This is a genomic window from Pseudomonas sp. 21LCFQ010 (assembly GCF_024129905.1).
Taxonomy (GTDB): Bacteria; Pseudomonadota; Gammaproteobacteria; order Pseudomonadales; family Pseudomonadaceae; genus Aquipseudomonas.
Window position 1 is genome coordinate 1 of record NZ_JAMYDZ010000023.1, and the last position, 25000, is coordinate 25000.

29 protein-coding genes are annotated in these 25000 nt (G+C 55.3%); 15 read left to right on the top strand and 14 right to left on the bottom strand.

Features of this window, described 5'->3' with window-relative positions:
- Positions 1 to 319: 319 nt before the first annotated feature.
- Positions 320 to 823 (top strand): KilA-N domain-containing protein, encoded by a 504-nt coding sequence (locus NJC38_RS21890; RefSeq protein ID WP_253117066.1) that lies wholly within the window; start codon positions 320 to 322, stop codon positions 821 to 823.
- Between the two features lie 400 nt (positions 824 to 1223).
- A complete protein-coding gene (locus NJC38_RS21895; protein WP_253117067.1) occupies positions 1224 to 1373 on the top strand; it encodes a hypothetical protein in 150 nt (49 codons plus the stop codon).
- Between the two features lie 85 nt (positions 1374 to 1458).
- On the opposite strand, the gene NJC38_RS21900 is transcribed toward NJC38_RS21895, so the two are convergent.
- The 3 genes from NJC38_RS21900 to NJC38_RS21910 all read right to left on the bottom strand — a co-directional run bounded on the left by NJC38_RS21900 (position 1459) and on the right by NJC38_RS21910 (position 3229).
- Positions 1459 to 1728: a hypothetical protein gene (locus tag NJC38_RS21900; RefSeq protein ID WP_253117068.1), complete on the bottom strand. Its 270-nt coding sequence runs from the start codon at positions 1726 to 1728 to the stop codon at positions 1459 to 1461.
- Between the two features lie 184 nt (positions 1729 to 1912).
- Positions 1913 to 2128, bottom strand: coding sequence for a hypothetical protein (locus tag NJC38_RS21905; RefSeq protein WP_253117069.1), 216 nt, complete (start codon positions 2126 to 2128; stop codon positions 1913 to 1915).
- Between the two features lie 63 nt (positions 2129 to 2191).
- Complete coding sequence (locus NJC38_RS21910; protein ID WP_253117070.1) at positions 2192 to 3229, bottom strand: P63C domain-containing protein; 1038 nt, start codon at positions 3227 to 3229, stop codon at positions 2192 to 2194.
- A gap of 350 nt (positions 3230 to 3579) precedes the next feature.
- Between NJC38_RS21910 and NJC38_RS21915 the strand changes: the two genes are divergently transcribed.
- Positions 3580 to 3966, top strand: coding sequence for a hypothetical protein (locus tag NJC38_RS21915; protein ID WP_253117071.1), 387 nt, complete (start codon positions 3580 to 3582; stop codon positions 3964 to 3966).
- A gap of 116 nt (positions 3967 to 4082) precedes the next feature.
- Complete coding sequence (locus NJC38_RS29065) at positions 4083 to 4208, top strand: hypothetical protein (RefSeq protein ID WP_290447353.1); 126 nt, start codon at positions 4083 to 4085, stop codon at positions 4206 to 4208.
- 153 nt (positions 4209 to 4361) lie between these two features.
- Here NJC38_RS29065 and NJC38_RS21920 read toward each other — a convergent pair whose 3' ends face one another.
- Entirely contained in the window at positions 4362 to 5450 is a 1089-nt protein-coding gene (locus NJC38_RS21920; RefSeq protein WP_253117072.1) for a type I restriction endonuclease, read from the bottom strand.
- Positions 5451 to 5632: 182 nt separating this feature from the next.
- On the opposite strand from NJC38_RS21920, the gene NJC38_RS21925 reads away from it, so the two are divergent.
- From NJC38_RS21925 to NJC38_RS21975, 11 genes are all read left to right on the top strand, one after another.
- Entirely contained in the window at positions 5633 to 6259 is a 627-nt protein-coding gene (locus tag NJC38_RS21925; RefSeq protein ID WP_253117073.1) for a hypothetical protein, read from the top strand.
- A 77-nt stretch (positions 6260 to 6336) separates the two neighbouring features.
- Positions 6337 to 12756 (top strand): tape measure protein, encoded by a 6420-nt coding sequence (locus NJC38_RS21930; protein ID WP_253117074.1) that lies wholly within the window; start codon positions 6337 to 6339, stop codon positions 12754 to 12756.
- Positions 12753 to 13673: a carbohydrate-binding protein gene (locus NJC38_RS21935; protein WP_253117075.1), complete on the top strand. Its 921-nt coding sequence runs from the start codon at positions 12753 to 12755 to the stop codon at positions 13671 to 13673. Before NJC38_RS21930 ends, NJC38_RS21935 begins: the two co-directional genes overlap by 4 nt.
- Positions 13673 to 15355 (top strand): hypothetical protein, encoded by a 1683-nt coding sequence (locus tag NJC38_RS21940; protein ID WP_253117076.1) that lies wholly within the window; start codon positions 13673 to 13675, stop codon positions 15353 to 15355. Before NJC38_RS21935 ends, NJC38_RS21940 begins: the two co-directional genes overlap by 1 nt.
- A 170-nt stretch (positions 15356 to 15525) precedes the next feature.
- Entirely contained in the window at positions 15526 to 15867 is a 342-nt protein-coding gene (locus NJC38_RS21945) for a DUF4376 domain-containing protein (protein WP_253117077.1), read from the top strand.
- A gap of 113 nt (positions 15868 to 15980) precedes the next feature.
- A complete protein-coding gene (locus NJC38_RS21950; RefSeq protein ID WP_253117078.1) occupies positions 15981 to 16229 on the top strand; it encodes a hypothetical protein in 249 nt (82 codons plus the stop codon).
- A gap of 125 nt (positions 16230 to 16354) precedes the next feature.
- Positions 16355 to 16891 carry a glycoside hydrolase family protein gene (locus NJC38_RS21955; protein ID WP_253117079.1) on the top strand — a complete coding sequence of 179 codons (537 nt, stop codon included), beginning with the start codon at positions 16355 to 16357 and terminating at the stop codon, positions 16889 to 16891.
- The gene (locus NJC38_RS21960) at positions 16888 to 17073 is read left to right on the top strand and encodes a hypothetical protein (protein WP_253117080.1); all 186 of its coding nucleotides are present in this window, start codon (positions 16888 to 16890) and stop codon (positions 17071 to 17073) included. The genes NJC38_RS21955 and NJC38_RS21960 overlap by 4 nt, the downstream gene beginning before the upstream one ends.
- Entirely contained in the window at positions 17070 to 17531 is a 462-nt protein-coding gene (locus NJC38_RS21965) for a DUF1353 domain-containing protein (RefSeq protein WP_253117081.1), read from the top strand. Before NJC38_RS21960 ends, NJC38_RS21965 begins: the two co-directional genes overlap by 4 nt.
- Positions 17532 to 17683: 152 nt before the next feature.
- Entirely contained in the window at positions 17684 to 17932 is a 249-nt protein-coding gene (locus tag NJC38_RS21970) for a hypothetical protein (protein WP_253117082.1), read from the top strand.
- A gap of 83 nt (positions 17933 to 18015) precedes the next feature.
- On the top strand, positions 18016 to 18417 hold the full coding sequence (locus tag NJC38_RS21975) for a helix-turn-helix domain-containing protein (RefSeq protein ID WP_253117083.1): 402 nt from the start codon (positions 18016 to 18018) through the stop codon (positions 18415 to 18417).
- 485 nt (positions 18418 to 18902) lie between these two features.
- On the opposite strand, the gene NJC38_RS21980 is transcribed toward NJC38_RS21975, so the two are convergent.
- From NJC38_RS21980 to NJC38_RS22025, 10 genes are all read right to left on the bottom strand, one after another.
- The gene (locus tag NJC38_RS21980; protein ID WP_253117084.1) at positions 18903 to 20858 is read right to left on the bottom strand and encodes an AAA family ATPase; all 1956 of its coding nucleotides are present in this window, start codon (positions 20856 to 20858) and stop codon (positions 18903 to 18905) included.
- Positions 20859 to 21051: 193 nt separating this feature from the next.
- Positions 21052 to 22101 (bottom strand): tyrosine-type recombinase/integrase, encoded by a 1050-nt coding sequence (locus NJC38_RS21985; RefSeq protein ID WP_253117085.1) that lies wholly within the window; start codon positions 22099 to 22101, stop codon positions 21052 to 21054.
- Position 22102: 1 nt separating this feature from the next.
- Complete coding sequence (locus NJC38_RS21990; protein ID WP_253117086.1) at positions 22103 to 22342, bottom strand: DUF4224 domain-containing protein; 240 nt, start codon at positions 22340 to 22342, stop codon at positions 22103 to 22105.
- 81 nt (positions 22343 to 22423) lie between these two features.
- Positions 22424 to 22999 carry a phosphohydrolase gene (locus NJC38_RS21995; RefSeq protein ID WP_253117087.1) on the bottom strand — a complete coding sequence of 192 codons (576 nt, stop codon included), beginning with the start codon at positions 22997 to 22999 and terminating at the stop codon, positions 22424 to 22426.
- Positions 22996 to 23286 carry a hypothetical protein gene (locus NJC38_RS22000; protein WP_253117088.1) on the bottom strand — a complete coding sequence of 97 codons (291 nt, stop codon included), beginning with the start codon at positions 23284 to 23286 and terminating at the stop codon, positions 22996 to 22998. The genes NJC38_RS21995 and NJC38_RS22000 overlap by 4 nt, the downstream gene beginning before the upstream one ends.
- Before the next feature lie 50 nt (positions 23287 to 23336).
- On the bottom strand, positions 23337 to 23663 hold the full coding sequence (locus tag NJC38_RS22005; protein WP_253117089.1) for a pyocin activator PrtN family protein: 327 nt from the start codon (positions 23661 to 23663) through the stop codon (positions 23337 to 23339).
- Positions 23660 to 23797 (bottom strand): hypothetical protein, encoded by a 138-nt coding sequence (locus NJC38_RS22010; protein ID WP_173426694.1) that lies wholly within the window; start codon positions 23795 to 23797, stop codon positions 23660 to 23662. Before NJC38_RS22010 ends, NJC38_RS22005 begins: the two co-directional genes overlap by 4 nt.
- 25 nt (positions 23798 to 23822) lie before the next feature.
- The gene (locus NJC38_RS22015) at positions 23823 to 24107 is read right to left on the bottom strand and encodes a phage antirepressor KilAC domain-containing protein (protein ID WP_253117090.1); all 285 of its coding nucleotides are present in this window, start codon (positions 24105 to 24107) and stop codon (positions 23823 to 23825) included.
- Positions 24108 to 24116: 9 nt separating this feature from the next.
- A complete protein-coding gene (locus NJC38_RS22020; protein ID WP_253117091.1) occupies positions 24117 to 24710 on the bottom strand; it encodes a hypothetical protein in 594 nt (197 codons plus the stop codon).
- Positions 24707 to 24883, bottom strand: coding sequence for a hypothetical protein (locus NJC38_RS22025; RefSeq protein ID WP_253117092.1), 177 nt, complete (start codon positions 24881 to 24883; stop codon positions 24707 to 24709). Before NJC38_RS22025 ends, NJC38_RS22020 begins: the two co-directional genes overlap by 4 nt.
- Positions 24884 to 25000: the final 117 nt, after the last annotated feature.

The window sequence follows — 25000 nt, forward strand, 5'->3', positions numbered from 1 at the left end:
TGCGCCCGTGAGGGCAGATAACCAAGGCGTTGCCTTGGTTATCTAATAATCAGCGGCTGAAAATCGGGCCTTTCGGCATCCTCAAGCCGTCCATTTCCGGCTGATGGGCAACTTGTTCGGAGTTTCCCTAGCGCACCAATTATCAGTATCGCCCACCTTTAGTTGTCAGCCCTGGACGCACCCGCGATCCGGGGCTTTTTGTTTCTGCCGCAAGGCAAACCCTACACGCAGCCTAGACCCGATCAGTTGAACGGTGGATGTTCGTTCATCCGTCCGCCCCGGCTGCGTACCTATTCGCCTGATGGACGAGGTGGCATCCATGAACGCAAGCAATGTGATTCCCTTTCATTACCAAGGCCAGCCAGTGCGCTTTAACAGCGACGGCTGGATTAACGCTACTGACGTCGCCAGCCGGTTTGGCAAACGACCGGTGGACTGGCTCAAGCAGGCGGAGACAAAGCAGTACCTTGCTGTCTTGGCCGAAGCTCTTAATTGTGACGCAGAGTCACTTTTAGAAACTCGCCGCGGACGGCACCAAGGCGGCACCTGGTTACACCCGAAACTGGCGGTGGCTTTTGCGCGCTGGCTGGACCTGAAATTCGCCGTATGGGCGGACTTGCACATCGATGCACTGCTGCGCGGCGAGCTAAACGAAAAGCAACAGTTCGACCTGGCCTGCAAGGCGTTGGACGACGGCAAGGACATTGCCAGCCTCAGCGGCCGCGAGCTGGCCAAGTGGAAGCAGAAGAAACCGGGGCTCGAGTACCAAGTCGCCTACTGGCGTGATCAGTTGCAGATGACCCTGGGGCTGGATGCGGCTTGAGGGCCGGGCCGGAAAGGGGGGTGATCAAACTGATGCAGCCTTGAGGAAGCCGCCAAGCAAGACCCGAGATTCGCAGGAGTTCAGTGAAATCAGCCGCTTGGGCTGGGCACTCGAACTGTTCGGCGGCCCCCAATCCTCAATCGAGCCAGATCTGGCCTGATTGAAACCCATGGCGAGTCGGGCATCTGCCGGGCTGCAAGGAAGGGGCGAAACTGCGACCCCCTTTATGTTTGACGATCAGATCTGCTCAGCTCGTGAGGCTCGCAGGCAGCAGGCCGGTAGCATGTGTTAAGGCTTGGCGAAAGCCACGTTTAGGTATCGGCCTGAGGATTGGTTTTGCTCCTGCCTGCGCCAGGTGGTACGCTTGCTGTGCTTCCTCGCCAAGATCAGGAGTTTGCATATGTCTTACCATGATGATGAAGATGATGAGCGGACCGCTGAGCAGATTGCTCAGGATGATCGGGACAAAGAGCGTCTGCGGGACGAGTTTCCCGGTGTTGATTTAAATGAATTCAATACTCTTCCTGTGGGCGGCACTAAAAAACAGTAAGGCGCCTCTTGATAGCACCGCGAAGGACTCAAAAGCCCAGCCACCCGCTGGGCTTTTTGCTTTTCGGACGCCTTCGCTCTGTAGTTTAAGCTATGGTCGTTTCCTCAAGGTCAGGGCTCGACGTCAGCTCAAGCAGCATCTGGTCATGCTGGTCTCGTGTAGCCAGATAGAACATTCCTTTGCCGAGCAGGAAGGTCTTCATCGTTCTCGCTGAGGTGATCTGTCTTGGAGTGACCGATACGCGCCGTGTGGTGTCGCTGCGGGTCTCTGTGGCCTCCAAGTGGAAGAGCTTGATGAGGCCATCTTCCCCCTTGGTGACGCCAAGGCGTTTGAATGTGACCGTTGGTTCTTGCATTGCAGGCTCCAGGAGGACAGAAAGTGTATACATTTTCCCCATTCTATCCCGTATAGAATGGGGAAATGGGTATGCGAGATCCTGCTATAGCGACTTCGTTACCCATGCAAACAAAGCCCACTGATGCGGGCTTTGCATAACGATCTAATGGTCTGAGTTCTGGTTCAGTAGCTGCACGGTTGCATTAAGAGCTCTTGAGCTTCTCGACCAAGTCATAGGCAACATCCCTGCTAAGTAGTCCGTGCTTTAGAAGCCCTTCTATATAGCCTAAAACAAAACTACGTTCCATATCATGACGCGCTTTGTCATTGGAATACTTCATGATATTGCGCCTTGCATTCTCAATTACCATATGAATGCAATCAATAACTTCTTTGTCATCTATGTCTATGCTGGGCATATGCGCTCCTTGAGATGTTAAAACTTGGTCATGCCTTTCAGGTAGCTCTCGCTACCCCTTGTGCTACCGATCTCCTTCCTCAAGATCAAGCATCTGATTATCTCCAAACCGAGGGTGTAGCCTGTTCATTTTGGTGATGAAATCTGGATAGTCGGCTGAGAGTTTCATCGCGGTAACTACAGACGCCAGGTGCTCTCTCAGTCGAGGGTGGCCGACCTCCTGAGTGAGGCGGCGGTGTAGGTGTTTTTTCTTCTCGTCTTTCGCTGCTTGTCTTTTTAGCTCTTCCAGCAGTCCAGGCGCCAAACGCTCATACACAATGTCGTTGGTGAGAAGCCCAAAGTACTGTGGACGGAATTTGGGGTTTTCTGGCGGGTACTTCAGCCCCCGAAGCCTGAATAGCTCTTCGTAGTACTCGGCGGGAAACGCTCTGACATATGGCTGTAATTCTTTGGCAACCCACGCCTCAAGGATTTTGGCCAAAGCATCTCTAGCGCGGTCGCGCTGATAGCCGGTTGCCTCGTCAATAAGTGCGATAATGCCGACTCGGGCGAAGCCGCGAACAAGAATTTCAGCATGATCTGCGATGTGTAACTGTTGTTTTTGCAGAAGCTTATTGGAGCGAGCGGCAAGAATTACATCGCAAAGATCTGCAAGAATTGTTGCCTCATAGCCAAATGCTACTGCGCCGATGCCTGGAAGCCTAAACCGAATTGGCTGCTTCAAGCGCTCCGCTAGGGCGGTGCTGCTCAACTGCAAGTCACTGATTTCGCTGGACTTGGCTGCTATTGAAAGGGCGAAATTCGTCAGGCGCTGCTCACCAGATGAGCTCCCGCCTGTCGACATGCCAACCCCAGCCTGCATGCCTCGTTGAGACAGTACTCGGGTGCCGTCTTCAAGTACGTAGCAGGTGAGCTCCACGTCTCCGATTTTGAGTGGGTGATCGCCTGACTCATGGGTTGCTAATGGGAGTTTGGCAATTTCGGCTTTTGCTAGCGCCGCTTTGCGAGCGTTCTCGCGGCGCTGCTCTGGGCTAAGGGCTGCTTGTCGTGCGGCACCGCCTTTAGCGCGGCCGACGGGTTTCTTCTGGGTTTCGTCTGACATGAATACATGCTCTATGTGACGTTGGTGTGCAAACATTATTCGTAATGCTAGCATCATGCAAGCATTTTGATATCTGCTAGCATAATCTTTGAATTGTTGATGATGGTACTCACCCCATTTAACCAGTCCCCCCCCGCCGGCGCACCCTGGATAGCGATCGCCGCAGTGAACTGCTCGCCATGGACTGATGCAGTGATTCCAATCGCCAACTGCGCAGACATTTTTCATGGCCTGCTCAGTCAAAGCGCCTTCAAAGTCATTGGCGGTGTGGTGGCAGATAAATAGCTTTGTGCTAGCATTCAGCGCTAGGCGCGATGTCTATCACCCACCGTTACTACAGGGATTCGTACATGACTCTTTTCGTTGATCAGGGCGGCCGGACAATCAATATCACCATTCAAAACAACTCGAACTCAGTACTGGTGCTCGGGCCCTATGAGATTGATGGTCAAGGTTCCTGGCAGGAGCCAGGCCCGCATCAAGGTGATGTGGTCGGCCTGCAGTCCTCTAACACTTATGTAGAAACCAACAAGGTTTTTCTGACCGACATGGGCGGCGAGATGAAGTTCGTCGCCATGAACGGTGGCGGTTTCACCCTGGCTTGGGACTGGTTTCCGCCAGCAGCACCGGTCACCTCCGCGACCAATCTGATGGAAAACAACGTGACTGCTACCGCCAGGCTGGTGAATATCGGCACCACCTCCATCACTGTGCTGTGCCAGGTAACTGACGCCTAGGGGCTGTTGCCGTTTCACATTGATAACCAGAGAAAGGCACAGGCCATGGCGATCACGCTAGTGTCATCGCGACCCTGTGCAAAATGGGGCATTCGGCAAAGTCAATCGGAGAGGCTATGTCCACTCTCAAACGATTCAGAAACGATTGTGACTACGAACTGGACAGGGTGATCACGCGCAAGAAGACCGAGCTGAGCGTGGCCCAGGCGCAAATTCTGATTGAAAAGCTCGGCCGGCTGTAACCGACCGACTCTCGCGAGCGGATATGCCAGCCCGGCCCCAGCGCCGGGCTTTTTATTGGGCGCTGGAAAGGCTGTGGCTGGCCAGGCTATGCGGGGTTTTGGCGCTCCCTGCGGATGGTGGTAGATTGCCGGGCATCATCCGCATTCGCCACGTTACAGATACTGGCTTGCGGTGGCCTTCAGTTGCTCCGCGAAGCCATAGATCTCATCCAGGTGCTCGATGGCGTGCCGCGTTTCAGCCTTGTCTGCACCGAAGATGCCTAGGTATTTCTGGCTTCGATTGAAGTGCAGCCTGGCGATCGGCTTTCGATTATTGTCATCCAGTAGGACGCCAAAGTAGCTCTGGGTGTCTCGCTGAGCTATGCGCCTGGAGTCCACGACGGTGCGCACGATTGATTTCACAATGTGGAAGCCTTCCAGCTCCTCTGCAGTTGTTACGATCTTGTCCCCCTCCGACTCTTCCTGGGCGGGAGCGGAAGCGGGCTCTAAAGCCTCAGCCTCTGCTTCAGCGATGGCAGCAGGAGCTGGGCCGCTCATCGCTGACTTCAATCGTCCATTAACTTGATCGTTGAGAAACTGGTCGGCAGCTTTTTTGGTGAGAATTGCAAATTGGTCCCTAACCTTCTGCGTGATCGCTCCTTCATAGACTCGTGAGGCAAAGAACCGCACAAAGTCCTCGCCTGGCTGCGATAGCTGGGCGGCGATCTCTCGTTTTATCTGGCCGACATATTTGAGTTCGCCGGCGGCGCTGATGATCGAGTCTACGTCGAATGCTGATTTTGTCAGCTTCTGCAACTCTGGAATGGCATGGTCGTCCATGTCGAGAAGATCAAATTCCAAGAATGGCTTTTCGTCCATTTTGTTGGGTGCGTCCAAGTCGGTGAAGAACTTGTACACTCGGCCATTCGTGAGGATGGAGATCCTGGCGGACGTCACATGGAAGTATCGGAATAGCTGGCTTGCATGATTTATGTGCAAAGGCTCGCCGATTTTCTTGGTCTCAATCAGGATCTGAACTTCGCCGCCTTTCATTATTGCGTAGTCGATCTTTTCGCCTTTTTTCGTCCCTACATCGCAGACAAATTCAGGCACGACCTCGGACGGATCAAAAACGTCGTACCCCAGAACCGTGTGGATGAAGGGCATTACCAGAGCAGTCTTGGTTGCTTCTTCGGTCTGGATTGAGGCGGCCTGCTGGCGGACCTTGGAGGAAAGGGTGTTCAACCGCTCAATAAATTCCATTTACTGCTTCCTTAGCTAATGCGCTGATGTGCGCGTGTCGCGGAACCTACTATGCCAAGATTGCCTTTGGCCACTAGTCTTTTGTACAGGTGGACGTCCATACAGCTCTGGAGGCGTGGGAGCTTTGGCCATCCAGAATATAGTGTTAGATTGCCCGAATTCTGGACGGGGAAATTGGTGATATGGATAGGTCTAGCGTAGATCTGGGCAGAGTGGCGCGAGCGCTCGCCGAAAGATACCGGGCGGATCTTCTGCTGGCCGTCGAGTCTGGCCTTGATTTGTCGGTGGTAGCTCATCGACAGGAGGTCGCAAAAGCAGAGGCATCCGCCAATCTTGACCCGGATCAGGCAGTTCGACTTGCTGAGCTCTACATTATGGAGCTGGAGCGGTCAGCCACCGATCTAGGCCAGTCGAATCCGCAGACACACTTTCAGGCTCTTTCTGCCTCTCCGAGACGTGAGGCTATCCGTGAGTTTGTTCGGAGCAGTGGAAGTGAGCTATCTAAGCGTGCGATAGCCGGCGAAGATCTCAGTCGACTGACTCGGGAGCATCAAGAGCAGCTGGCTGAGCATCTTGCAACCTTAGCTTCGGATGAGGTCGAAGACTTTAATCGAGTCCATCTTGAGGAACTGAAGATATTTGATGCTGAGTGCGAAGCGTTCGCAGCCGAGCAAGAGGCGCTTGCTGCGGCGGCTCAAAGCCAGCGCGAGCTCACTGCAGCCCAAGTAGCCGAAAGCTATTCAGGTCTGCTCATAGTTGGCGCTATTACCGCAGTTATTCTTCTGTTTGCCTGTCTTTGGTACGCATGATGCTTGCCGCAATGTAGTCAGCAATACACTTTCATTACAACCCGCTTCGGCGGGTTTTTTATTGCCTGGAGAAACGTATGACAGAAACGGCCAGACTAATAATCACCGTGGACAGTCGCCAGGTTAGTCAGGCCGAAAGGTCGCTAGACTCGCTTGGCCGCACTTCGTCTGTTGTGAGCAAGGCGGCTGGCGCCTTGACGGCGGCATTTGGCGCTAGAGAGCTTTACCAGGCATCAGAAAGCTACGCGACACTCACAAACCGCATGCGACTGGTAACAGAGAGCGCAGTGGAGTTGAGGGCGGCTCAGGATGCAGTTTTCAAAAGCGCTCAGAATGCAGGCCAGCCCCTTAATGCGACGGGTGAGCTGTATCAAAGAATCGCGGCCAACCAGAAAGCGCTGGCACTGACCGGCAAAGAGGTCGCCGGTGTAACGGATACCATCAGCAAAACCCTCGCGATCAGCGGTACTTCAGCCACTAGCGCGTCAGCGGCACTGACACAGCTGGGGCAGGCCTTCGCTTCAGGCACTCTACGAGGTGAAGAGCTCAATAGCGTGATGGAGCAGGCCCCCGCATTGTCCCAGGCAATAGCCGCCGGCATGGGGAAATCTGTTGGTGAGCTCCGGGCGCTTGGCGCGGAAGGCAAGCTCACCGCCGACGCTGTGGTCAAGGCATTACAGGATCAGGCTGACGAGGTAGACGAGAAGTTCGGGAAGATTGCCAATACCATTGGCACGGCTTTGCAGGTCGTTGGCAATACGTTTACCAGGATGGTTGGCGAAATAGATCAGGCAAGTGGCGCTACGTCTGCCTTCGCAAATAACGTCATCGCTGCATCGAAGTTTGTTGATACCTTCACCGCAAACTCTGAATCACTCTCGACAACAATAGCGACCGTAGGAACAGTCGCGACCATCGCAGCAGGACGCGTAGTCGGCGGATTCTCCCAGCAGGCCGCAGCAGCTTTATTTGCGGCCAATGCCAACAGAGTGGCACTTAATGCCTCGGCTGCATCGGCAGCTCAAGATGTAGTTGCTGCGCAGTCCAAGCAAATTGACGCCAAAGCCATGCTGGAGCGAGCAACCACCGAGCTTGCTACTGCCCAAAGCAAAGTAGCATCTGACAGGGTGCGCCAAGCTTCCGAGCTGGCAAACATCCAGATGGTCCGCAATGCTCTGACTGCTGAGCTGGCTCTTGAGCAGCAGCGCCTCAAGGCCCAAATTTCCGAAACCGGCAGAGCTCAAAGCGTCGCGCGCATGGCGGAAATCAGGCGCTCCGAGATAGCAATCATCAAGCAGGTAGAAATCGCCGAGCGCCAGCTTGCGGCTACTACGGTAGCGACATCCGCCCAAGTTCAGGCTGCCTATACCAAGATTACCGCCGCAAAAGCCGGAATGGCAGAAACAACGCTGGCAGCTAACGCGGCAATAGCGGCCTCAGATCGCGCTACCGCAGCGGCAAGTGCTTTTACTGGAACGGGCAGGGCTCTGCTGGGGCTTCTTGGGGGGCCGGCGGGGCTGGTGTTCACAATCGGAGCTGTAGCTGCCAGCTATCTCATGTTCCGCGACAACAGCAACGTCGCGACTGCGGCGCTGATTGATCAGAACCTCACCATCGATGATTCAATTGCCAAATTTACAGCGCTTGGCGCGGCCCAAAGAACGCTGCAGCTCTCGACCTGGGCGGAGAAGCAGGCCGAGGCGCTGAAGGATGCCGGGGCCGCTCTGGATGAATATAAAACCCGAGGCATTGATGCTTTCGGCCAGCTAGGCGTCAAAGGTGTTGAGAGTGCAGACCGTTTCAAATCTATGGTCGAAGAGGTTCGAAGCGGAACCCGCTCACTTGACAGCGTGACCCAGTGGGTCAAGCAGAACAACACCATCATGCCGACTTTCACGGCCAGTCTTGAAGAAACTGCTGCGGCCTACGAGATCAGCGGCGTGAATGCCGACAAGTATCGGAAGCTCCTTGCTCAGTCGAACGGGGTGGTTGCTTCTGCTGCGGTAGAAACCGACAAGTTATCCGCCGCTCAGAAGGAGCTGGTTAAGTCCAGCGGTGCCAAGGCTGATGAGTGGGCCAAGTACGTCGCCAAACTGAAAGAAACCAGAGACCTGATCGGGGCGAACGCGGAGGCCGAGGCTGAGTACAATGCAATCAAGATGGGGGCTAATGCCCAGCAGCTTGATGAAGCAAGACTGCTTGGCGAGCAAACGGTTGTCTTGAAGGCGTTGCAGGATGCGTACAAAGAGAGCAACAAGACCGAACAGGAGGCGCTGAAGGTCAAGCTTGCTGGGCTGTATGCGGCTGAGGATGCGGCCAAGAAGTCTGCCGAAGTCCAGGCGAAGGCGCATGCTGATACTGCCGCCGCAGCAGAAAGTAGCGCCAAGCGGCAAGCAGCAGCTTTCATGGCAGTTGCTGCCGCGTCCTATGCTCCAGTCATGGCCAACCCCAAACCTCAGAATCTCTCCGGGTACGGCTTGCTAACCAATGGCGGCACTCCGACCGTAGCCGTCGCCGAAGCCGCCGAAAGTGTTGCTGACCGGGTCGCTAAGGCATGGAAGCTCATTACAGAAGGAACGGAGGTTAACAAGCAAGTCGATAAGGCGGCCAATGAGGCCGCGAGGGCCCTCAAGGCGCAGCAGGAGGCTTTGGATGGATTCCTTGAAAAGACCGCCATTTCAATCTCCGCCACCAACGCTATGGCTGACGCCTATCTCGGCGGAGCCAACAACGTCCGCACCCTAACTATTGAGCAAAAAATCGAAGAGGAACTGCTCAAGACAGGGGCTGGCGCTCGCACCAAAGTCACCAAGGCAATCAATGACGAGGCCGATGCCCGAGACCGGCTTGCCATCGGAGAGATGGTCGCGCAGATGCGCACCGAAAACGACCAGACCCTGGACCTGGCCAAGGCCACGCTTCAGGGTGAGGCGGCGATTGATGCCTACAACGTCGCTAAGCAGGTGCAGACTGCACTGATCGGCAAGAACATCGCTGTCGGCTCGCAAGAGTACAAGCAACTGCTGGAGGTGACCAAGGCGCAGCTGGACAACAACAAGGCCCTGGACCAGGCCAGCAAGGCTCGCAACCTCGTCGACCGGCTGAATCCCGAAATCGCTGCGCTGAAAGAGTATCGGGAGGCCCAAAAGGCGCTGACCTGGGCGATGGAGAACGACCGGGACAACATCGATCTGTACCAGCAGACGCTTGTGAAACTGGGCACTGAGTACGAAGCCAATCAGCGCGCCGCCACGGCCTGGGGGCAGATCACAATTGCAGCCGTAGACCGTATCGACGACGCCTTTGCGGATATGTGGAAGTCGGTGCTTGATGGCTCCGGCAACTTCATGGACACCTTGAAGAACAGCTTCCGGCAGTTCCTTGCCGAGATGTTGCACATGGCGATTACCAAGCCCATCGTGGTGCAGATCGCCGGCGCATTGGGCGTCGGCGGCCTGGCCAGCCAAACCCAATCCGGCGGAATCGTTGGCAGCCTGTTCGGTGACGGTGGCGGCGGTGGATTCAGTGTCTCCTCGATGATCAGCGGTGCGAAAACCGTTATCGACGTTGCAGGCAGCAAGTTCGTCGACTCGGTCGTTAAGGGGTGGGCTGCCGGTGGCGACAGTTTTGTGAATAGCGTTTCAGGCGCTATCAAAGGCGGCGGCAGTTACGCTGCAAACGCCATTTCAAGCGCTTTTGCTACTGGCTCACAGACTGCCTCCACGATCATTGCTGACGGCGTTGCTGTGTCGGTTGGGAATACTGGCGCGGCAATGGTGGATCTGACCACAAACACCGTGACGAACGCGGCCGGCGAAGTTGTTGGCAGCGCCTCGTCCATGACTACAAACGCCGCCGGATCGACGCTTGGCACGTTGAGTGCTGTGCTGTCGTACATCCAGGGTGTGTACAGCATCTTCCAGAGCTTTGAGGCCTACGGCTTCAAAGGTGCCGCAGTCACTGGCGGCATGGCTGCTGCTGGCGCTGCGCTTGGCACCTACGTGTTTCCTGGTATCGGTACCGCTATTGGCTTCGCAGTCGGCGCAGCCTTGGGCGCAATCGGCGCTGACAAGTGGTTTGGCTCGGGCGAGAAATACGAAGAGTTGGCCTCGTCTGCATCGGGCACATATAAAGATGGTGTGTTCACTGATCGCGGTTGGGTCGAAGGCTGGAAAGAAGGCGAGACAAAGTTCGGCACCGCAGTCGATAAGCAACTGACGGGTTACGCCCAGCAGTTCAGCACAACGCTGGGCATGCTGTACGACACGCTTGGGAATGGCGCAGACGTTGCCACGGATCTAACAATGCGTCGGCGGCGCACATCGGGCAACTACTCGTCGACGTTCTCCACCACACTCGACAACGGCCAGGAGTTTTCCGTCCTGGCAGAGTATGAAGGTGAGATAGAGGGCCGCCTGAATGAGTACTACGACGACCTGATGGGCATCTTCCTTGCCCAGTCCATTGTTGGGTCGGGCACCCTGCCGGCTTACTTCCGCGCCCAGTTTGAGAAATTCGCACACGATTGGGATGCCACCGCAGAGGACGTGATCGGCACCATCGAAGGTATTTTCACGCGCTTCAACGGCGTGAACGGCGCCCTTGAGCAGGTCAACGTATCCGCGCTGGCGATGGGCGAAAATGGCCTGATCGCATCGGATGCGATTTTGAACATGGTCGCCAAGATCGCGGACCTGGACGTCGACACTGCCACTGCCAAAGAGAAGGTCAAGGTCCTGACCGACCTGACCACCGGCTACTACAACGCCTTCTTCTCGGCTGATGAGCAGTTCGCTGATTTGCAGAAGAACCTGGAGAACTCGTTCGCGTCGTTCGCACTTAAAGTGCCTGACACCCGCGAGTCCTACCGCGCCATGGTCGAAGACATTGATGTCAGTACGGCGGCCGGGCAGGCGATGTTCGCCACGTTCATGGGGCTTGCTACTGCTGCCGACGCTTACTACTCGAAGATCGCAGAGCGGCAGCAGGCGTACAACCAGGCGTTCTTGAGCGAGTCAGAGAACACCGCGCTCGCAATGAGCGCTGTGCGTGAGGAGTTCAAGAAGGCCGGCGTGGATCTGCCGACTACCAGGGATGCTTTCCGGTCCGTGGTTGAGGGAATCGACCGTAGCACTGAGGCCGGAAAGAAGCTCTACGACAGCATGATGGCTTTGGCCGGCTCGGCGGACATGCTGTACACGGCACAGGAAACGATCCTGAATAATGCCGTCACAGCGGCCATGGGCGGCGTGCAGCGCGCCGTGAACGCTGAGAAGTCGGCAATCACTGCGGCTTACAACGCCCGTGTCGCATCGTTGAATGACATGATGTCGAGCGCGCAGTCGAACATAAGTGGTCTGACTTCGATCACGAACGCCCTGGACAGTGCTCTCAAGGCGCTGCGCGGCACGTCTGACGATGCAGTGAAGATGATGCGGGAGCAGGCGAAAGCCACGGTCAACTCGGCCCTGGCCATTGCTCGGGCCGGCGGCTCGCTCAGCGGGTTCGAAGGTCTGGAGGATGCGCTGGGTGTCATCAGTGACAACGACACCAGTCTTTACAGCAGTCTTGAGGCGTTCAACCGCGAGCAGGGGCGCAATGCCAACCTGGTGGCGGAGCTGAATGGCATCACCGGCAAGCAGCTGACCGCAGACGAAAAGCTGCTACAGACCGTGCAAGACCAGATCAAGGCTGCGAAATCGCAGTACGAGGACGAGATTGCACGCCTGGACAAAGAGCTTGAGCTTGCTCAGTCTCAGGTCGACGCTTTAAACGGCATCGACAATTCTGTGATCTCTGTGCGTCAGGCCATGGATAACCTGGCCGCTGCGATTGCCGCTGCTACGGCGGCGAAGGCAGCAACCCCAACACCAGGAGCCAGCTACAACGGTACAGGGGCGGGTGGCGCGCCTTCCTACAGCGATATCAACGCTATCTACCAGAGCGTGCTTGGTCGTGACGCCGATGTCTCTGGCGCTGCGTACTGGGCTGGCCAACTGGGCAGCGGGTCGGTTGCCGATCTGGCCGCGGCTATCAAAGCCGATGCGATCAAGAACGGCGAACTGGCCGGTTATGCCACAGGCGGGCTGATCAGTGGTCCAGGCACCGGAACGTCGGACAGCATCATCGCTCGCCTGTCGAACGGCGAGTATGTGATGAGCGCTGATGCCGTTCGCATGTTCGGTACCGGTTTGCTGGATCAAATGAACGCAGGACGCATCCCGGCTTTCGCCGCTGGCGGCAACGTCGGTGAAACCGGTCCCGTGCTGCAGATCACCCGCCCAAGCCAAATTTATACAGCGCATCCGTCCCAAGGTCGCGCTGCTGGCCAAGCCGATGCTGCAACCGTGGCTGAGCTCAAGGCACTGCGTGACGAGATCCGTGCAGGGCTTGCGGCCATTGCGACCAACACGAAAGACACCAGCAAGAACACCGGGCAACTCGCGGAAGTGGGTACGCAGGTGATCGGTACCGCTCAAGTCAAGGTAATCGCATGAGCCAAATGATTGTTGTGCCGGGCCTGGAGATCACTCCGACACGGCTGATTTCCAGCACCTTACCCATCGCCGATTACGACGTCTGGTCCTCAACCAAGGCGTATGCCATCGGCGACAAGGTAACGGTGGGGCAGATCAACTATGAGGCCTTGGTGGCGCACACGAACCGTAACCCAGTGAGCGACACGACCACCCCGGCCGCCTGGCTGAATCTGGGTTGGATCAATCGCTACCGGATGTTCAACAAGCAGATCGGCAATACATGGGCAATCGGGTCGTTCTCGGGCGCCGCGAACGAGATCGATCTGACGATTCGGCCAGGCCAACGGATCAACTCGCTCGGTCTAGTCGGCGTCTTCGCATCAAGCGTGCGCGTGGTCATGACCCAGCCGGGCAACCCGGTGCCGATCTACGACCAGATGCTTGTAATGACCGCGCCGAGCGGAAGAGGGTGGTACCAGCACTTCTTCGCCCGATTCAAATCTCGCGAGAACCTCGCCGTACTCGATCTGCCGCCGGCGAGCAACGCGGATATCCGGGTGATCATCAGCGCGCCAGGCGGCACGGCCAGGGTAGGCATGATGATCCTTGGCTGGTCGAAGGCCATTGGCACTGCTGTCTACGACACCTCTCTTGGCCGCAAGAGCTACACCACGGTCAAGGAAGAGTTCGACGGCAGCGTGACGATGACCAAGCACGGCGCCCGGCGGCAGATCAATTACCAGGTGGTCATGGAGGGCGATCAGGTCACCGATGCACTGCAAACGCTTGACCCGCTCGACGCCACGGCATCGCTCTACGTCGGCGCGGAAGAGCTCGACTACACGATCATCGCCGGCACTTACGACGATCTCGATATCGGGCTGCCGACTTACAACTTCGCCACATACACCCTATCCGTACGGAGCCTCATGTAATGGCTATTGCACCTCTCACGCCGCTACCCTCGCCGCCGCTGTCCACCGATACGGAGGCGGTATTCAATTCAAAGGCTGACGCCACGCTGCTGGCCGAGAAAGCTTTCGTTGAGCAGATGAACAGCGGCACCATTCCTGGTATCAATCAGGCCGTAACTGATAGCCAGGCCGCCCGCGATGCCGCCGCCGCCAGTGCTGGCGCCGCAGCAGGATCAGTAACCGCAGCCGCCCAGCAGGTCACCCTGGCAACCGAACAGAAGGCGCTGGCCGTCACGGCGCGGCAAGGGTCTGAGGCTGCTCGCGATCAGGCGCAGGTTTACGCGCATGCGGCGGGCGCTGCGGTCGGCCCGCTTCCGGTGGCTAATCGGTTTCTGGGTACAGACTCGCTCAACAATGTGGGCTGGTATTCGGTAGTTATCCCTGCTCGGCACGCGATAGGAGATATCGTTGTCGGCGCGGCTAACCCCGGCTCGGACTACCTGCCTGCCAATGGTGGCGTGTATCTGCAGTCTGCGTATCCAGAGTGGATAGCAAAGTTCGGTAAAACTCCTATTGCCTTCCCTGACAGGCTGACGCCTTTTAGTATCGACGCTTATCCGGGATCATCTGGGTATACGCTTAGGTACATGAGACCTTCTGCTGATTTCTCTCACCTGGTTTTCGCTGGGTATCCGTCAGGTCTCAATGGGTGCGACACCAGGGTGTTTAAACGCTCCGGCACTACCCTGACTTATATTGGAAAACTTCCCACTGCCAACACCTCCGTTGGGGGCGTAGTTGCCTTGGCAGTCACTATAGGGGGAACTTTCGTCGGTCAGGCGGTGCAGCCAATTGGAGGCATCGCAAAAGGGCTTGAGATATTTAAAAGATCTGGTGATGTATTTTCATCTTTAACAATAACTCCGAGTCCATCAGATAGTACCCTTCCGTATGGTTCGCTGGCCTGTGATGGCTCAGGAGTCTGGTGGGTACAAGTTATATCAACTGGCGCAATACATCTTTACAAAAGAACTGGCGATAGTGTAGCCAGGGTAAGTATCCTTGCTGGTAATGCAAGATCTGTGGCGATGAGCGCGGATGGCAACTATATGGTTGCAACATCAACCGCTGGGGCACCATGGATCAATCTTTACAAGCGTAACGGTGACACTTTTGATTTGATGCCAAATACGCATGGTGGAACTATGCCGTCCTCGGCGCAGTATCGTATAGATATCAGTGCTGATGGCTCTAGGATTGTATCTTCGCCGGATAGCGCAGGAGTTGTTTACACATTCAGGCGTGTTGGAGATACCCTGACCGGGCAAGCATCGGTACCCAATACCGGAATTGGTACAACCTCGGTTTCAATATCTACAGATGGTGATAAAATAATTATAGGTAGTAGCTCTGGAATTAGAAAAGTAACTAGATCGGGCGAGGCGTGGACGGTAGCATCAGCATACTCTGGTGCCAGTGTACAAGAGGCTTATATTTGTGGGGATTTTGCTACATACTTAACTTCGTACATCGTATCAAAAACGGGAAACAACACCATAGAAACCTCTGAATATTTCCGTGACGCATACAGCTTTGATCCGAATACAGAATTTTCAGTACCTTCCATCGTAGCCCAAAACTCTGCCGTATCCGGGTCTAACACTGCGCCGCCTCAAGTCACTGCACACGTGAGAGTTAAGTAATGGCAATTGCATATGTTTACGATGGTGCCGGAGTCTACTTCGGCTCAGTGGAATTTGATCCTAGTGGGCAATTGCCGCCAAACAGCACTACGCTCGCACCTCCGGCGCCAGAGGATGGGCAAGTCGCTATTTGGGCTGGCGGCGTATGGGGCTTAATAGAGGCTGGGGCGGTGCCTGTCCCAAGGCTTGACTGGCTGTCTCTGATCGCGGCCAGGCGCTATGAAGCGGAAGTCTCCGGCATCGCGCTGGGTGCCATCCCGGTCGCCACTGACGACCGTTCGAAGCTGCTGATCAACGGCGCCGCGCTCCGGGCATCCCGCGAAGAGGGCTACACCCTGCGCTGGAAGACGGTCGAGGGCTTCATTGATCTGTCAGCCGGCCAGGTCCTGGCCATGGCCGATGCGGTGAGCGATCACGTTCAAGCGTGCTTTGATCGTGAGGCTGCGCTGCAACTGACCGTTGCTGATGGCTCGATCACGGCAGAGATGCTGGAGCAGGGCTGGCCCGCCTAATATCTCGTGCTCCCGACATGTGGCATATTGAAATCGTTCACTCGCGCAGCTGACAAAAGAGGTCAGAAAGCGCAGTGATCAATTCCCGACACTTAAAATTTTGAGGGCAGTACATGATCGAAAGCACGAGCAAGTTCAAGGTAGAGAAAATCATCTTTAACGATGGTGATTTTGCTATCGCTCTTGGTTACTGGGAAGGTAAGCCTGAACTGGCGACGGCCTGTCGTTGGCACGAAGCAGGTGGAATCGGTTACCCCCAAACCTTTGGTAAGCCGCAGTGGATGGTTCTGCCTGAAAGTCGGGTAGATATTCACGATGCAACCAACCCCGCTGGCGCAAAGGTGAGCATCACCTTCGGCTGAGAACGCTAAAAAGAAGCTCGGTCCCGCGCCGGGCTTTTTTGTGCGCGTTAAAACGTAACGACTACAAATCCCGGTAACCACAGCCCGCCATCGAGCGGGCTTTTTTTCGCCCAAAGGAAAGTGAAATGGCACGAATCGACGCAACACAGGCCGGCGGCAAGAACGTCCTGGCCTTCCTTGATATGTTGGCGTGGAGCGAAGGAACGAGCACCATCACCGCCTCTGACGACGGCTACAACGTGCTGGTAGGAGGCAAGCTGTTCAGCGATTACAGTCAGCACCCGCGCGTGCTGGTGGATCTGCCGCGCTACAAGATCAAGTCATCGGCTGCCGGCCGGTACCAGTTCCTGGCGCGTACTTGGGACGCCATCGTGCGCAACTATGGGTTCAAGGGCCGGTTCATTCCCGAGGCCCAAGACCTGGCCGCGATCAAGCTGCTGATCGAGTGCGGCGCGATGCCGTTCATCAAAGCCGGTGACATTCGCCAGGCTATCGCCAAGGCCGCACCGATCTGGGCCAGCCTGCCAGGCGCTGGCTACGGGCAGCGCGAACACAAGCTGGCCAGCCTGCTGGAAATCTACGCAGACGAGCGGGCGCAGGAGGAGGTGCCCGAGCCAGACCTGCTTGCCATGTACTCTGCTTGCGGCGGGGTGATCGCATGAAGCGCCTGGCCCTGCTTTTCGCCATCGCCGCGCTGCTACCTGGCTGCGCAGTCCAAGCCCTGAGCTACGCGGCCAATGCGTACTGTGCCGCACCGGAACCGGCGCGGCAGGCGAACCGCATCCTCGTCAACGCCTCAATCGCGCCGAACCGTATTGAAGTCACCTGCGGCGGTGCACCATGACCGGCCGCTTCCTCGACCCTCTTGTGCTCCAGGCCTACGCCAAGGGCGAGTGGGTGCTGATGCACGACTTCCGCTACCAGTCGGCTGACGGCGAGACCTACACAGCGCCGAAATACTTCATCACCGATCTGGCGTCCACACCCTGGATTGTCAGGCCATTGCTGACCGGAATTGAAGATCGTGCATGCGGTGTGATCCATGATCTTCTTTATTGCGTAAATCAGTTGTCCCGAGCTGTATGCGATGCACTGTTTTACGAAATGCTGCTCGTGGCCGGTGCCGATCAGCGTCGGGCGGGCCTGATGCACTGGGGATTGAGGGTCGGCGGCGGTCCGCGCTATAGCGCTTGCGCAGGCGGGATGAAAGTTGAGGATCTGGCGTTTGAGCTGATGAGCGAGGCTGAGAGGATGGCGTGGCGGGCGAGGCTCAAACCGAAAGACATGAGAGCTCAAGGTTGATACTGGCGAAATGGAGTAAAAAAATTATCGCGCTGTCAGGCTAATGCTATAGCGTGCGTTTGATAAGGGGCAGATAATTTTCGTTCCTGACAGCGCGTCGTATTATTCCGCCCCCTCGCAGCGTCGAAGCTCGGATAACATGGAGATTTTGTATGGATACTTCCCTTGTAGGCATGAATGCATACGGGACGAACGGCGTGCATCTTGGGCAAATGTGCAGTGATAGATGCATACGCAAGGATGGTGTTGTGATCTTCAGGATCATTGATTTTAAGGTCTATTCGATGCATTCCCAGTGCCTGGGACGTTACGCAAACGGAGTTGGAACGCATTGGGGAGGGGCTATGATTTTCTCGCTTTTGGAGGGTGACGATCTGAACAGCAATGCCGGTTGGTCATAAAATCGGCTCATTCTCCGAAAAAAGATGGCAACCAGCTATCTATCAGATAATTTGATGCCCAAATGTATCGCAAGGTGAGCGGCATGAACGGCATCGGCAGGCGATTGAAATATGAGCGCATCAGGCTTGGCTTTACTCAGGCCCAATTCGGGTCTGTCGGTGGTGTGGCAACTAACGCACAAGCGCACTACGAAAGCGGTGTGAGAGTACCTCGAGCAGACTATTTTGTGGGTGTCGCGGCAGCGGGCGCGGATGTCATGTATGTGTTATCAGGCGGCCGCTCCAGGCCCTGCGGGGTACCTCTGCCTGAGCATGAGCGCTTTTTCATCGAAAGCTATAGATCGCTGCCTGGTAGTGGGAAGCATCTGATTCACAAGCTGCTTGAGATGCTTCGTGATGAGCGTCTCGTTCGGTGCTTGATGTGTCATGTCCAGCACGTTGGCTCTTGTGGGTATGACACTCAGAATGCAATGTTGCCTGACTGATTTTTTTGAGGGGGTTTTGTGTCGGCAGAGCGCCGGAGAAAGGCCCGAAATCACTTCCGCAACCTTTGAGTGGGTGCCCGGTTTTCAAGGGCTGTAGTGAGGGTGATACGAGAAGATAGCGGAAACTATTTTAAGATAACTCATTGAAAATTAAGGATTTTATCAAGGGATTGCAAATCCGTTAACGCCGGTTCGATTCCGACCTCGGCCTCCACATTCGAAAGCCCCGTAGATCAAGGTCTACGGGGCTTTTTTGTGGTGGCTGGAAAAGGGCATGTGTTCCCTAAAAATGGGTGGGTGTTCCCTAACTTTACATCTAACGTCGAACGAGAAGCTCGTGTGCATCCCGTCAAGCCCTTGAGTAGAATCAAGTGATCTGGATGCCGCCCGAACGCTGAGCGAGCCGCCGCGCAAGCAACGTGACGGAGCTCTGAGTGGGTGGTATCACCCCAATTGAATTATAATTTCTCTACTTTATAACTGTATTAATGAATGGGGGCTTGCAGGCTCTTAAACGCATCAATTAGGCAGGCTGGAATTAATGATGGGTATTCATCTAGTACTCGACTTAAAATGGTGTTCTTGAGCTGATCCGATTTGTGGTACTGCTTTAGTTTCGGGAATTTTGATTTTATAATTTCTTCCAAAGTATGTCCTTGGATTGTTAAATAATACCTAGGTATGCCTACCTTTTGCCCGCCAAAATAGCTGCACTCAACTAGTTTTGGATCTGGGTTGTTAATGCTGGGCTCGACTGTTGAGCAAATAAAATCAACAATGTGCTGTAGCCGCTCTCTATCGAAGTCTTTAATATCTGATGCTGTTTCTGTTTCGGATAAGCCCAAATCCTTTCGTGTAAGATTCCTGTCCTGAAATAGTAGGATTGCAATTAGAAGCGGGTCCAGTAAGTAGTTTTCTATAGAGTGTCGGAGGCCGTAGCCGAGTACCACTAAGTTGCTTTCTGGTTCGTTGCTGGTGTCCCAGTCAATTAGTCCCCTGATGGTCGGATTACCATATGTAGTTAGTTGTTTTACAATGTCCTTAACATGTGCGCAGCCTCCGACCTTTGAGTTAGTGGAGGCTATGAAACTCAGTGAAATTTCTGGGTGTAAATGAGGTTTTAATTTTTCAAGGATTTTGTCATAATATTGAACGTCGAGATGGCTTTCTACAAAGACCTGCCGACGGTTTTCATGGCTTATACTTAAGCTGGGTACTCCAGACATCAGTAAGGAAAGTGCAGTGTCTTTGCTGGTTTTCTGAAGCCGATTGTCCTCTTCTTTGCTCATTACGTAAATCGCTGCTTCAGGTGACAAAGCCACCGTTGATGGGGAATGCGTAGTTAGAATTACTTTGATGCCTCGCTCTGTGACTAATACATTTTGTATGGTGTCAAGTAGGGACTTGGTCATTGACGGATGCAGTGGTGCATCAATTTCGTCAAATAATAAGACTGAAGGGTGTTTGGTATTTAGCTTTGAATCTTTGGTGTGGTATAGGCATAGCGCGAAAGACATTAGAATCCTTTCGCCTGATGATAAGTCGTTAAACCTTATCTGTGCGCCACTGATTGTGTCTGTGAGGATGGGGTCATAAGGTCGTTCGTCATATTCATTTGGACGATTGATTCTAAAATTGAGATTTGCGGTTTGTAATACGTCGTTTAAAAAGTCCCATGGCGGAGTTCCATGTTTATCTAGGAAGTCTTGCTCACTGAGCGCTGTGATATCGTGGCCAAGCGAAGTTTTCCTGAATAATTTTAATATATTTTCAAAATACTTGGTTTGATACTCTGAGAACAGCCTTGCGAAGGACTGCTGAAATAGGTCGACTGGTTGCCAAGAAATTGGATAAGTGTCGTAGAAAGTATCCATATCGAAAGCTATGAGTGGTACGGATGAGCTTGCTATCAGGCCCTCTACTAGTTTGGGATATGAGCTTGGGTTTTGAGCGGCAAAGTTTTCTGCGAGGCTATTGCTATAGATAGTAAGCTGGCTTTGAATTTCAGAGTGTATGGTTTCAGCCATGTTGGGCGAGACACCATATTGCAAAAGATCTTGGGGTGTTAAGGTGCTTACCTTTTTTAAACTGATCTGTGACAGTTTCGGGAATTTAGATAAGGTTATCTCCAAGGGTTGTTTGGCAGAATTGAGTATGTTCGAGAATTGCTGCCAAGTGCTTTCCCGTTCTTGCTTGCTTTGGAAGTTAGAAAATGATCCTGTGTCGTTTGGTATCAATGTTGAGCTATCAAACATTCTGATGGGTAATTCGGTTGGAAAGAGGTCGTTAAACTCTTCAATTGTTATAGCGCCCTCAGTTAGGGCGCTAAGAAATTGGCTTTTTCCTGCGCCATTGGTTCCTGTTATTACTGTAAAATTTGGAAGCTCAATTTGCTTGAAGGCACGAAAAGATTTGTAAGGTCTGACGAGGGTTAATTTCATATGAGCCTTGAATAGGTTTTGTCGTTGATTTTGTGTCTTGGTCTTTGTTGCTGTTCTAAAATGTTGGTGTAAATTTCTCGTATAACATGGAGTAGCATGGTTGACGAATTTGTACGTGGAGCTTCAGGTTCTAATATTTCACGGTTTCTAAGGTGGATGTCAATATGCCCCGTCTGTAATCGCTAGGCTTCGGTTACCTAGAGGGCTTGGCGATTGCTCCAATACGTCTATAGACTTTTTCGGTAATATCCTGCTTGGAGTGCCCTAGCAATCTGCTAGCGTCTCCAATGTCTTCAATTTCGGAAGCCGCTTTAGGTCTGATGTCTCTGAATTGGAATTCAGACAGTTTTGATGCCAAGGGTTTATTTCCCTCTTCTAAGGCCGCCGCTATTGCGGCATTCCGAGCATCTACCCATCGAGCATTCAAGGTTCTAGACGACATTTTCTGTCCCCGCTGGCTTACGAAAAAATAAGGTGAGTTTCGGCAGCGCTGAGCTGAGTTAAGTTCATCAATCAGTAACCCTAACCTATTACGCATCCCGTCCGTCTCCAACTCGATACGTAGCCGTTTGCTGGTTTTCTGTTGCGTGACGAGCAGAAAGCTGCCTTGGACATCGTCCCGACGCATCAAGCGCACATCAGCAGGCCGCTGCCCGGTCAGATATGCCATATCCATGGCATCCTTCAGGTCTTGGCTGGCCTTTGAATAGACAGCATCCCACACCAGGTCTGTCGCATAGTAATCGCGCGGCTTTTCCTTGTTCTTGCGTACCCCTTGGCAAGGATTGGCGCGCTCCGTTAGGCCCCATTCCCTTGCAGTGTTAAAAATGTGCGAGAACAGCGCGATTTCCCGATTGGCACGCACCTTTCCCTTCCGGGCATCTCGGTATCCGGCAATCATCGCTGGTGTAATCGCATCGATCGGCGCGCTGTCGAACACGGCCCTGAGAAACTTCAGCTCCTTCAAGTTATCACTCTGACTGCGTGGCGACTTGCGGGGGATGATGGTGTCTCGGTAACGATCAAAGATATGACACAGCAGTTTCATCTCGACCGGGACGGATTTGGCCTCCAGGTCAGCCCATTTGAGCCTGGCCAGGTTGATGTCCGTGCCCAGCGGTATGTCTTTTCCGTCCTGAGTACGGTAGTAGTACGCGGTCCAGACCTTGCCGCTTTTGCGGGTTCTGGTGCGTTTGAGCATTCTGGGCGGGAGATTTCGGTTTTCAGGGTTACGCGGTCGCATTTCAGTTCACTCTGGAAAAGTCCGGCGTCCATGCCGCTGCTGCAGGTGGGGTGAGGGCTTGATGCTGGGCGGGGATGATGCCCAGTTTCATTCGCACGTAGTGGCGGCCGACCAGTGGCCGCTTGCCGCGACTTTCGATGTAAACCCAGTGATGGCGGTCGAGCCATCGGCGTTGTCCGGACCGGGATTTGTAGCCGGTCAGCTCTGCCAGTTCGTCTTCCGATAGTATTTCAGTTTCCATCGGCTGCTGTCCTTCGACGGGTTCCCATGGCTGGCCTGAGGACATCAGGGGCGCCATGGGAGGTGTTGAATGGGGATGTGCTCAGGCGGCGTGGCCTTCAGACTGGCCGTTTTCGTCGGTGAGGTGATCTGCAGGTGGATCGGTCATCAGGCTGAACAGCCGATCAAGGTACTGCGAGCGGGCGTGTTTGGGTGTCCAGGGCGTGATGGTTTCGGCCATTGCGCCGGGGCCGGCCGGGAGGTGCCAGCGGTCCATGGGGACGTTTAGCAGGTCGCGCAGTTCGGCGGCCAGCACGATCAGTTCGGCTTCACGCACGCTGTCGGGCAGCATGGGGTAGAGGCCGAAGCGTTGGCAGATGGCTTGCCAAAGCTCCTCTTCGATTTCTCGGTACATGCCGATCATTTTTTTCAGTGGCCGGGGCGGGTTGCCGACGTAGGCAGCTGGGGCTTCCATCAGCAGGGCGGCGAGCTTGTGCTGCGGCTCGACCAGGTCGCTGATCAGGCAGCAGCGCTGCGCCAGGCTGTAAAACTCGCGGGAGTGGCCGTTGAAGCAGCAGATTTGCGACAGGGCGTGGGCGATGTCGCAAGAATCGATGGTCTCTGGCTGTGGGCTGAGCAGGTCGAGTGTGGTGCCGCTGTAGGTGATGAGCTGGCTCATGCGGCTTTCCCTGTGTGCAGGGTGGGCTGTGTGACTGGGGGCTGGCTGGGGGTGGTGATCAGCAGGCGGGCTTGCACCAGTTCGAAGTGTTCCATCAGCCGCCGGTTCAGGGTGCGGGCATCGTTGAGTTTGCGGGTCAGGTCTTCGTTGGCTTGGTCGGCCAGGTCCTGGCTGATGACTTCCGCTTTGACTTTGCCGTCTTTCTGGCCGAAGTAGTAGCCCAGCCAGAAGATCGCGCCGGCCCAGGCGAGCACGAACAGCAGGGCGAAGATTTGGGTGTTATCCATGGTAAGCATTCCTTGGGTGGCCGGTGATGGCCGGTGGTGGCGGCCGGGGTTCAGTCGGTGGTTTCGTCGGGCGCGGTAGTGAGCGCCGACAGGTTTTCATCTGCCCGGTAGGCGCAGATGTCGATCAGGGCTGCGACGTGGCGCAGGTGGACGTACTTGATGGCCTTGCGGCTGGTGTCCAGGGTGAGGATGGGCAGCTGGATGCGGCCGCTGTTCAATTCCGCCAAGAACGACTGTTCGTTGAGGTTGCGGAAATACTGGGTGCGGACCTTTTCCAGTGGCACCAGCACGTCATTGAAGGTGCGGTAGAGCATGTCCAGCGTGGCCGCGTCCGGCGCGGGTAGCAGGCGCAGTTGGGGGTGTTTGGTCTTGTTCATGGGCCTTGGTGTGGCTCCTTGCGGTTGAGGCGGGCCGGGTGGTGCCAGGCGTTCAGGCAGTGGCGTTTGACCAGTTCGCGCAGAGGCTCCGGCACCTCAAGCAGCGCGGCATTGCGCTGTTCGCGTGTGGGCATGGCGAGGATCTGGCGGGCATATTCCCTAGGCCACGTGCCGGTTGTCTGGCGGTACTGGCGCAAGCTCAATGCCCAGTTGCACGGCCAGCCAGCGAATGCCCGCCGGGGTGACGCGGGTTGATCGGCTGTACTGCATGCCCAGTTGCGGGTGCCACCAGTGGCCCTCTTTGACGTGCAGGTAGTCGCGGTCGCGGTTCGGATGGGCCGGCAGGTTGTCAGTGGTCAGCAGGCCCTTGTCGCGCATCTGCCTGATCAATTGCGGTCGGCTGAGGCCCAAGTGGGTGGCGGCTTTGGCGAGTGTGCTGTCCATGCATCCTCCTTACGCCAGGTTGGCCGCCGGTGACCTGGACGTCACCAGATGCTCGATGGATTCGGTCAGCAGCTCGAACGCTTCGTTGTCGCTGCCATACACGGTGAAGCACGACGTCTGCGGTCGGCTGAGGCCCAGATTCAGAATGGCGGTAATGGCATCGCGGCCGCCGGTGCGGTGCAGCGCAACTTGCAGCGGGCAGGGCAGGCCCAACTCCAGGCTGAGAAAGCCGCCTCTGCCGATCAGCGACAGCAGTTGCCGGGTTTGCCGGGGATCAAAACGGCTTTGCCCGGCATGGGGCGGGCTGTTGCTGCCTGAGCCCTGGGGGCTGATGGTCAGCAGTCGGCCATTGGCGATGGCTTCGACGAACTCTGCCAGTCGTAGGTGAATGCGGCGCTCGTCTCGGCGCAGCGTCAGCGTGTGGCGCTCATCACGCATCAGCACGGTGAAGGTGGTTTCTTGCGGGCCGCGATCCACCTGCAGGCTGAACGACCGCCGTTCGTTGGAACGGGCGGCGATACAGGTGTGCTGGAAAGTACCGTTCAGATTGGCCTGCGCGGAGAACAGCGCCAGGGTGCGCTCATCAACGATGAAGTAATTCATGCTGCACGCCCTCCGCTCGGATTGATGGGGGCAGGGCGCTGACGCTTGGGGATGAGTCGGGGTTTACCGCCCTGGATCAGGATCAGGCAGCCAGTGCTGGCTTGCAGCTGCTCGACCAGTTGGCGGTTGTGGGTGCAGGTCGGGTGGACGTGCAGGGTGGCTGTGGTGCGCATGGGATAACCTCGTTTCTATGGGGTTGGAAACGATTGTTAACCCTAAAGGTTATCTGGTCAATGGGTGGATACCAAAAAGGTAACCTATTTCTTGTGGGATATTTCTGAAATTTTTCA

What these genes read in the sequence shown, in the direction of transcription:
- NJC38_RS21995 (WP_253117087.1), bottom strand. Translation starts at nt 22,999, where the DNA reads ATGAGCCAGCTCATCACCTACAGCGGCACCACACTCGACCTGCTCAGC.
- NJC38_RS21940 (WP_253117076.1), top strand. Translation starts at nt 13,673, where the DNA reads ATGGCTATTGCACCTCTCACGCCGCTACCCTCGCCGCCGCTGTCCACC.
- NJC38_RS29065 (WP_290447353.1), top strand. Translation starts at nt 4,083, where the DNA reads ATGTCCACTCTCAAACGATTCAGAAACGATTGTGACTACGAACTGGAC.
- NJC38_RS21895 (WP_253117067.1), top strand. Translation starts at nt 1,224, where the DNA reads ATGTCTTACCATGATGATGAAGATGATGAGCGGACCGCTGAGCAGATT.
- NJC38_RS22005 (WP_253117089.1), bottom strand. Translation starts at nt 23,663, where the DNA reads ATGAACAAGACCAAACACCCCCAACTGCGCCTGCTACCCGCGCCGGAC.
- NJC38_RS21890 (WP_253117066.1), top strand. Translation starts at nt 320, where the DNA reads ATGAACGCAAGCAATGTGATTCCCTTTCATTACCAAGGCCAGCCAGTG.
- NJC38_RS22010 (WP_173426694.1), bottom strand. Translation starts at nt 23,797, where the DNA reads ATGCCCACACGCGAACAGCGCAATGCCGCGCTGCTTGAGGTGCCGGAG.
- NJC38_RS21980 (WP_253117084.1), bottom strand. Translation starts at nt 20,858, where the DNA reads ATGAAATTAACCCTCGTCAGACCTTACAAATCTTTTCGTGCCTTCAAG.
- NJC38_RS22020 (WP_253117091.1), bottom strand. Translation starts at nt 24,710, where the DNA reads ATGAATTACTTCATCGTTGATGAGCGCACCCTGGCGCTGTTCTCCGCG.
- NJC38_RS21990 (WP_253117086.1), bottom strand. Translation starts at nt 22,342, where the DNA reads ATGGAAACTGAAATACTATCGGAAGACGAACTGGCAGAGCTGACCGGC.
- NJC38_RS21935 (WP_253117075.1), top strand. Translation starts at nt 12,753, where the DNA reads ATGAGCCAAATGATTGTTGTGCCGGGCCTGGAGATCACTCCGACACGG.
- NJC38_RS21910 (WP_253117070.1), bottom strand. Translation starts at nt 3,229, where the DNA reads ATGTCAGACGAAACCCAGAAGAAACCCGTCGGCCGCGCTAAAGGCGGT.
- NJC38_RS21950 (WP_253117078.1), top strand. Translation starts at nt 15,981, where the DNA reads ATGATCGAAAGCACGAGCAAGTTCAAGGTAGAGAAAATCATCTTTAAC.
- NJC38_RS22025 (WP_253117092.1), bottom strand. Translation starts at nt 24,883, where the DNA reads ATGCGCACCACAGCCACCCTGCACGTCCACCCGACCTGCACCCACAAC.
- NJC38_RS21925 (WP_253117073.1), top strand. Translation starts at nt 5,633, where the DNA reads ATGGATAGGTCTAGCGTAGATCTGGGCAGAGTGGCGCGAGCGCTCGCC.
- NJC38_RS21965 (WP_253117081.1), top strand. Translation starts at nt 17,070, where the DNA reads ATGACCGGCCGCTTCCTCGACCCTCTTGTGCTCCAGGCCTACGCCAAG.
- NJC38_RS21920 (WP_253117072.1), bottom strand. Translation starts at nt 5,450, where the DNA reads ATGGAATTTATTGAGCGGTTGAACACCCTTTCCTCCAAGGTCCGCCAG.
- NJC38_RS21905 (WP_253117069.1), bottom strand. Translation starts at nt 2,128, where the DNA reads ATGCCCAGCATAGACATAGATGACAAAGAAGTTATTGATTGCATTCAT.
- NJC38_RS21970 (WP_253117082.1), top strand. Translation starts at nt 17,684, where the DNA reads ATGGATACTTCCCTTGTAGGCATGAATGCATACGGGACGAACGGCGTG.
- NJC38_RS21955 (WP_253117079.1), top strand. Translation starts at nt 16,355, where the DNA reads ATGGCACGAATCGACGCAACACAGGCCGGCGGCAAGAACGTCCTGGCC.
- NJC38_RS21900 (WP_253117068.1), bottom strand. Translation starts at nt 1,728, where the DNA reads ATGCAAGAACCAACGGTCACATTCAAACGCCTTGGCGTCACCAAGGGG.
- NJC38_RS21915 (WP_253117071.1), top strand. Translation starts at nt 3,580, where the DNA reads ATGACTCTTTTCGTTGATCAGGGCGGCCGGACAATCAATATCACCATT.
- NJC38_RS21930 (WP_253117074.1), top strand. Translation starts at nt 6,337, where the DNA reads ATGACAGAAACGGCCAGACTAATAATCACCGTGGACAGTCGCCAGGTT.
- NJC38_RS21985 (WP_253117085.1), bottom strand. Translation starts at nt 22,101, where the DNA reads ATGCGACCGCGTAACCCTGAAAACCGAAATCTCCCGCCCAGAATGCTC.
- NJC38_RS21975 (WP_253117083.1), top strand. Translation starts at nt 18,016, where the DNA reads ATGAACGGCATCGGCAGGCGATTGAAATATGAGCGCATCAGGCTTGGC.
- NJC38_RS22000 (WP_253117088.1), bottom strand. Translation starts at nt 23,286, where the DNA reads ATGGATAACACCCAAATCTTCGCCCTGCTGTTCGTGCTCGCCTGGGCC.
- NJC38_RS22015 (WP_253117090.1), bottom strand. Translation starts at nt 24,107, where the DNA reads ATGGACAGCACACTCGCCAAAGCCGCCACCCACTTGGGCCTCAGCCGA.
- NJC38_RS21960 (WP_253117080.1), top strand. Translation starts at nt 16,888, where the DNA reads ATGAAGCGCCTGGCCCTGCTTTTCGCCATCGCCGCGCTGCTACCTGGC.